This is a genomic window from Pontibacter oryzae (assembly GCF_003576375.1).
GTDB lineage: Bacteria > Bacteroidota > Bacteroidia > Cytophagales > Hymenobacteraceae > Pontibacter > Pontibacter oryzae.
In genome coordinates, this window is the sequence record NZ_QWGE01000007.1 from 179,300 (window position 1) to 185,418 (window position 6,119).

Here is a 6,119-nt window from a genome sequence, read left to right on the forward strand (position 1 = left end):
CGCGGCCCCGATTAAAGTATAACCGGGGCCGTGGTGCTTATTGGTTTGCCGGCAGTGGCCGCACCACCGGGGATATAGGCCAGTAAATGTTGTGCCGCGTGGAGTCGATGGGTGCCAAAGGCAGCTGCAGTGGCCGAAGCGTGTTGGGCGTCATGGCCGGGCTGTTGCTGTTGAACTGCTCAATATTGCGCTTGCGGTTAATCTCGCTGGCCTGCTCATCCATGCGGTCACGGAGCGTTTCGGTTGGGTTGTTGTATAGCGTAACCCGCTTGTTTGGCGCACCCGGCGGCGGCAGGTTCTCCTGCCCTTCCGAGAGCGAGGTGCAGGCTCCTAAACCGATCAGGGCCATACTTAGGGTATAAGTTTTATATGCGTGCATCGTTCTTAACTGCTTGATTTATACTTTAAAGTATACGGGCGAGTGGCTACGCCGTGGGCGATAAAGTATAAAACTTGTGCAAAACAAACGGGGCCAGCAAGTATAAAACCTGCTGGCCCCGTTCTGTACTCTGCTATAAACCGCTACGCTTATTTGCCCCAAACATGGTTGTGCCCCACTTGGGTAAGCATAAGGCCATCTGGCGCCGGATTTATATAGCCCTCCTTGCCTAAATGGTGCTCGGCCTCTTTCTGTACATCCTTGTAGTGCGGGTAGCGCTCCTGCAAGTATGGGTATAGCTGGTCGTAGCGGAGCACCGCCCCCTCTTTCACATCAAATTGCTTAAAGGCATCTATAATGCATTGTGCCGTGTTTTCTATATTTTCTGCTTCTGAATGTAGCTCTGTCATAGTTTTATGCTGTGTTAGTTTCAGCCTTTACCTACGGCAGAGCAATGCTATTCGTTGGTGGATGCTCATTTTTCATAAAGTAGGCAGCCCACACGAAAGCTATACCTTAGAGGGCAGCAGGTTACGGATACCGGTCCAGAGTTCGATGCGCTGCGTAATGCAGTTTTTCGACACTTCCAGCGCCTCCGCCCACTTTTGGTCATCCTCTCCGCACAGCTCGCTTACCATTTGCAGCGCCAGGGGCGTGTGCACTTCCTCATCCAGCTGCACGTGGCGGTCCAGGTAATAGATAAACGTATCGAGCTTGCCCGGGAAGCGTTTGTTGAGGTCGGCGATTAGGTGGCGGAACATGTCCGGGATCAGGTCTTCGCGGCCAAAGGTAAAGGCGGCAGCAACAGCGTGCGGGCTATCGGAGTTAATGATGCGGAACGTATTGCGCACAAAGGCTTTTACAGAGGCATCTATCGGCAATTGGTCCAGGGCGCTGTTCACGCTTTTGCCCTCGCGTATACTTTGCAGCAGTTGCGCAATCTGGCTGTTGCTGGCACCGGCTTCGGCCATGGCCAGCAAGTATAGCTCGAAATGGCTGATCGGGTTGCCTTGCGGGTCTACGTCGGTTTCCTCTTCCAGCACAATCTCGTTGATCAGGCGGCGGGTACTTGGGCTGGCCGTAGGCATCCAGGGCAGCGTGGTGCAGGTAAGGTCGCGTTGCAGGGCCTTAAGCAGGCTCATAAAATCCCAAACGGCAAACACGTGGTGCTCCATAAAAAGCCTCAGGTCTTCCAGGGTTTCCAGGCTTTGGTAAACATTGTGCTGCAGCAGTTGCTGCCGGTGCTCCTGCAAGGCGTTTTGCAGCGCTTCTATTCTCTTATTCATGGGTATGTGAAAGTGTGCCTGGCCCTATTGCCGCTGCAACAGGCAAGGCAGAACATTAAAAATGCATTTGCAGAACCAAACAGTATCGGCTTTGCAAATGCAAAAGTATAACAGCAAACGTTAAGGTGTGTTTTATTATTTTTTCTCGAAGTCCAGGGCGGCTGAGTTCAGGCAGTAGCGTAAGCCGGTTGGCGCGGGGCCATCATCGAAAACATGCCCGATGTGCGAGCCGCAACGGGCGCACTCAACTTCTGTGCGCACCATGCCCAAGGTCCTGTCCTGCACTTCCTTGATCCTTTCGTTAGCGATTGGTTGGTAAAAACTAGGCCAGCCGGTGCCGGAGTCAAACTTGGTACCCGATGAAAACATCGGGTTATGGCAGGCGGCGCAATAGTAAATCCCCTCCGTTTTGTTATCGTTATACTCGTTGGCAAAAGGCCTTTCGGTACCTTCCTGCCGCAGCACAAAGTATTCTTCCTTAGTAAGTATGGCACGCCACTCTTCCTCGGTTTTAACCACTGTATCCTGCAGCGATTCGCTGTTTAAGGCTTGCACGATATAGTCTGGAAGTGGTTTATCGCCGGTGCTGGCGGTGGTATAAGCCATTTCAGTTGGCTTGCTCTGTTGGGTACAGGCTGCGAGTTGCAGCGCCCCGATCATCATAAAATAGTGTATCACTTTCATACGTATACTTACGGCCCAAATTGCCTTTCGGCTTTAGCGCCCCAAAATTAACTAACTTACTAGGAAACAAACTTTAACGATCCGGTGTTTGCCCAATAACCTGCGCCCGATGCAGCTTAAAAATAATTTAATATACCCATAACCTGTTTATTTCGAGCTACCTAGTAAAAGTATGAAGCCTTTTTAGTACTTTTGCGGCTCGAAAAATCAATTCAATGCAAAATATTCGAAATATTGCGATTATCGCACACGTAGACCACGGCAAGACAACGCTCGTGGACAAGATCATCCATGCTTCAAAGCTTTTCGCGGAGCACCAGCAGTTCGACGACCTGATTCTGGACAACAACGACCTGGAGCGCGAGCGCGGCATCACGATCGTTTCCAAAAACGTGTCGGTTCGTTACAAAGACGTTAAAATCAACATCATCGACACCCCTGGTCACGCCGATTTCGGTGGTGAGGTAGAGCGTGTTCTGAAAATGGCTGATGGCGTTCTGCTTCTGGTGGATGCCTTTGAAGGTGCTATGCCTCAGACTCGTTTCGTACTGGGCAAAGCTATCCAGCTGGGCCTTAAGCCAATTGTGGTTGTAAATAAAGTAGATAAAGAAAACTGCCGCCCTGACGAGGTGCACGAGCAAGTATTCGACCTGATGTTTAACCTGGATGCGACTGAAGACCAGCTGGACTTCACAACGCTTTATGGTTCTTCGAAGCAGGGTTGGATGAGCACCGACTGGACTCAGCCTACGGATAACATCACGCCACTTCTGGATGCTATCATCGATGTGATCCCGGCTGCTCCTACAAACGAGGGTACGCCACAAATGCAGATCACTTCTTTGGATTACTCTTCTTTTGTTGGTCGTATCGCCATTGGCCGCGTTCACCGTGGTACCTTGAAAGAAGGTATGCCAATTAGCTTGTGCAAAGCGGATGGTTCTATCAAGAAAGGCAAAATTGCCGAGCTTCAGGTTTTTGAAGGCTTAGGCAAGCAGAAAGTAGAGTCTGTTTCTTCTGGCGAGATTTGCGCTGTAACTGGTATCGAAGGATTTGACATTGGCGATACTATCGCAGATGCAGAGAACCCGGAGCCAATGACGCGTATCTCTATCGATGAGCCAACGATGAACATGTTGTTCACGATCAACAACTCTCCTTTCTTCGGTAAAGAGGGTAAGTTCGTGACATCACGCCACCTACGCGACCGTTTGTACAAGGAAACTGAGAAAAACCTTGCCCTGCGTGTACAGGAAACCGACCGTGAGGATACCTTCCTGGTATTTGGTCGTGGTATCCTGCACTTGTCTGTACTGATCGAAACTATGCGCCGTGAAGGCTATGAGCTTCAGGTTGGTCAGCCACAGGTAATCTACAAAGAAATCGACGGTGTGCGCCACGAGCCAATCGAGCACATGGTTGTTGACGTGCCTGAGGAGACTGCCGGTAAGGTAATTGAGCTGGTAACGCAGCGTAAAGGTGAGCTGACTATCATGGAGCCTAAAGGCGACCTGCAGCACCTGGAGTTCAACATCCCGGCGCGTGGTTTGATTGGCCTGCGTAACAACGTGCTTACAGCTACTGCCGGTGAGGCGATCATGAACCACCGTTTCCTGGCTTACGAGCCGCATAAAGGAAACATCCCTAGCCGTAACAACGGTTCTATCATCTCGATGGAAACTGGTGCCGGTACTGCTTACTCTATCGACAAGCTGCAGGACAGAGGTGTGTTCTTCGTTGATCCGGGTGTAGAAGTATACATGGGCCAGGTAATTGGTGAGCACAGCCGCCAAAACGATATCACGGTAAATATCCAGAAAGGTAAGAAGCTGACGAACATGCGTGCTTCCGGTTCTGATAACAACGTGAAAATCGCGCCTGCCAAGAAGTTCTCTCTGGAAGAAGCCATGGAATACATCCAGAAGGATGAATTGCTGGAAGTAACGCCAAAGAGCATCCGTATGCGTAAGATTTACCTCGACGAGAACGAGCGTAACCGCATGTCGAGAGCTGATGCTAACTAGTAGTTACTACTAAGCTTACTATATACAGGAACGCCTGCCGCAGCAATGTGGCAGGCGTTTTTTATTACCTCAGCTCAGTGGGCCAGTTCTCCATGGCATGATATAGCCTTGCTCCTGCTTCAACATCCGCATTTATATACGTTTAAAAACGTTCGTAAACGTATATAAATAGCTATGCCCCGATTACCGAACTGCAATTTACCTTTATAGTAATAACCTGTGTATTCTATGAATGTTAGGCTGCTGTTTGCACCTGAACCAATAGCTGCTACGTCAAAGATGCAGCAATATGCCACAGGATTATATGCGCAGTAGAGCTATGCACTAGATAAAACCGATAACCCGCTTGATAGTTTATAGAAATGTTTTAAATTTAGCTTGAATGTATGAAGGGTAAAACCGAGGAACAGCTGGAGTCTAGCTATCGCAAGAAACAGGATCAGTATAGTCCAGCTAAAAGGCCAATAACCGGAATAACTCCTTATACACAGTAGTTAGGGGTAATTTGAAATAAGAATTGGATAAATTTAGAGTAATAAGTTTTAGTGGTTTTAAGATAAGTCTGTATGCTGGATTTAGTGGAGGGATCGTTTTGTCCTTATTAAGTCACGACCCTTTCAAATTATATTATGTTGGAGGGTATTTACTTATTATTACTTTAGGTCTTATTGTTTTTAGCAGTATCCTGTTCTATAAAAGGGAAGAAATCGGTATTAGATTTGGGGAAAAAGTCCAAGTGGGTTTAGGCTCTTATATGGTATCAATAACTTTATCAACTGTTTATAAAATTCTTAAGGGCCAATTTAATATAGAGAATAGTTTTGGCGAAAATATTCTTCTTATCTTAATTCATTTAGGATTCGGATTATTTTTAAGCACATTGTTTTCAATCTCCTTAAAAAGCAATATAAGTTCTAAAAACAACAAGCCCTAACCAAACCTATAAGTTAGCTACACCACCTTATAGCAAAACCGTTACCACTAATTAAAAATTAAAAAATGAATAAACTTTTTACTGTTCTTTTAGCCCTTTTATCTATTTCAGCTTATGGACAAGTTGACCAATCCATATGGGATAATTTAAAAACTATCTCGACTGAAAATTATGAAATTAAATTTCCCTCCAAATGGAGGCATATTCCTACGGGTGGACAAGGACCAGAACAACTCCTAGAAGCTAGCGGACAGGCTCTCCCAGCTGTAATGAATGGTTCACCTGTTATGGTTACAATTTTCTTTGTGAAGCAAGACGGAAAAAATCTGGATGACTGTAAAGATAAATGCTTAAATGGTTATAGAACCAATCCTGACAGAGAATTTCCTGAACGATTTATTGACGGACAGGAGAAGATTAAACTAACACAAGGAGAAGAAGCCTATATGCTTAACACGCGGTTTTATAGAAAATCAAAGGGCTTAAATCAAAGTAGATTTGACTTAGTAGTTTATTCAGATAAAGCAAAAGCAGGATATATTTACACAGTTTCAATTCAATATGCAGATAACTCCTACAAATTTGAAAAAGAGAATAACCTTGCCGACTTCGCCAGACGTTTATATAGTTATCTAAAACTTACTGTCTAATAATTTATAAAAATAACTAGTGGTAACACTGTATAAAAATCATGCTTCGGCCGACGGCCGCGCACGTTTTTTATACTAACCGTTGGCCGTGATTGGGATTATTTTCGGGTTTTAAAGTGGCGTGTCTTTCAGGCTTTTTAAGGGGCTGGAGGGCATCAAAGG

7 protein-coding genes are annotated in these 6,119 nt (G+C 46.4%); 3 read left to right on the plus strand and 4 right to left on the minus strand.

The window, feature by feature from the left end:
- Positions 1 to 37: 37 nt before the first annotated feature.
- The 4 genes from D1627_RS18190 to msrB form a co-directional block, all read right to left on the minus strand.
- Positions 38 to 379 (minus strand): hypothetical protein, encoded by a 342-nt coding sequence (locus tag D1627_RS18190; protein WP_147383371.1) that lies wholly within the window; start codon positions 377 to 379, stop codon positions 38 to 40.
- 149 nt (positions 380 to 528) lie between these two features.
- Positions 529 to 789 carry a hypothetical protein gene (locus D1627_RS18195; RefSeq protein WP_233555703.1) on the minus strand — a complete coding sequence of 87 codons (261 nt, stop codon included), beginning with the start codon at positions 787 to 789 and terminating at the stop codon, positions 529 to 531.
- 99 nt (positions 790 to 888) lie between these two features.
- Positions 889 to 1,665: a DUF3050 domain-containing protein gene (locus D1627_RS18200; protein ID WP_119433708.1), complete on the minus strand. Its 777-nt coding sequence runs from the start codon at positions 1,663 to 1,665 to the stop codon at positions 889 to 891.
- A 135-nt stretch (positions 1,666 to 1,800) separates the two neighbouring features.
- A complete protein-coding gene (gene msrB / locus D1627_RS18205) occupies positions 1,801 to 2,349 on the minus strand; it encodes a peptide-methionine (R)-S-oxide reductase MsrB (RefSeq protein ID WP_119433709.1) in 549 nt (182 codons plus the stop codon).
- Positions 2,350 to 2,564: 215 nt separating this feature from the next.
- Here msrB and typA point away from each other — a divergent pair, with 215 nt between their 5' ends.
- The 3 genes from typA to D1627_RS18220 all read left to right on the plus strand — a co-directional run bounded on the left by typA (position 2,565) and on the right by D1627_RS18220 (position 5,957).
- Positions 2,565 to 4,373: a translational GTPase TypA gene (gene typA, locus D1627_RS18210; RefSeq protein ID WP_119433710.1), complete on the plus strand. Its 1,809-nt coding sequence runs from the start codon at positions 2,565 to 2,567 to the stop codon at positions 4,371 to 4,373.
- Between the two features lie 517 nt (positions 4,374 to 4,890).
- Positions 4,891 to 5,307: a hypothetical protein gene (locus D1627_RS18215; RefSeq protein ID WP_119433711.1), complete on the plus strand. Its 417-nt coding sequence runs from the start codon at positions 4,891 to 4,893 to the stop codon at positions 5,305 to 5,307.
- Between the two features lie 65 nt (positions 5,308 to 5,372).
- The gene (locus D1627_RS18220) at positions 5,373 to 5,957 is read left to right on the plus strand and encodes a hypothetical protein (protein WP_119433712.1); all 585 of its coding nucleotides are present in this window, start codon (positions 5,373 to 5,375) and stop codon (positions 5,955 to 5,957) included.
- The last annotated feature ends 162 nt before the right edge of the window (positions 5,958 to 6,119 follow it).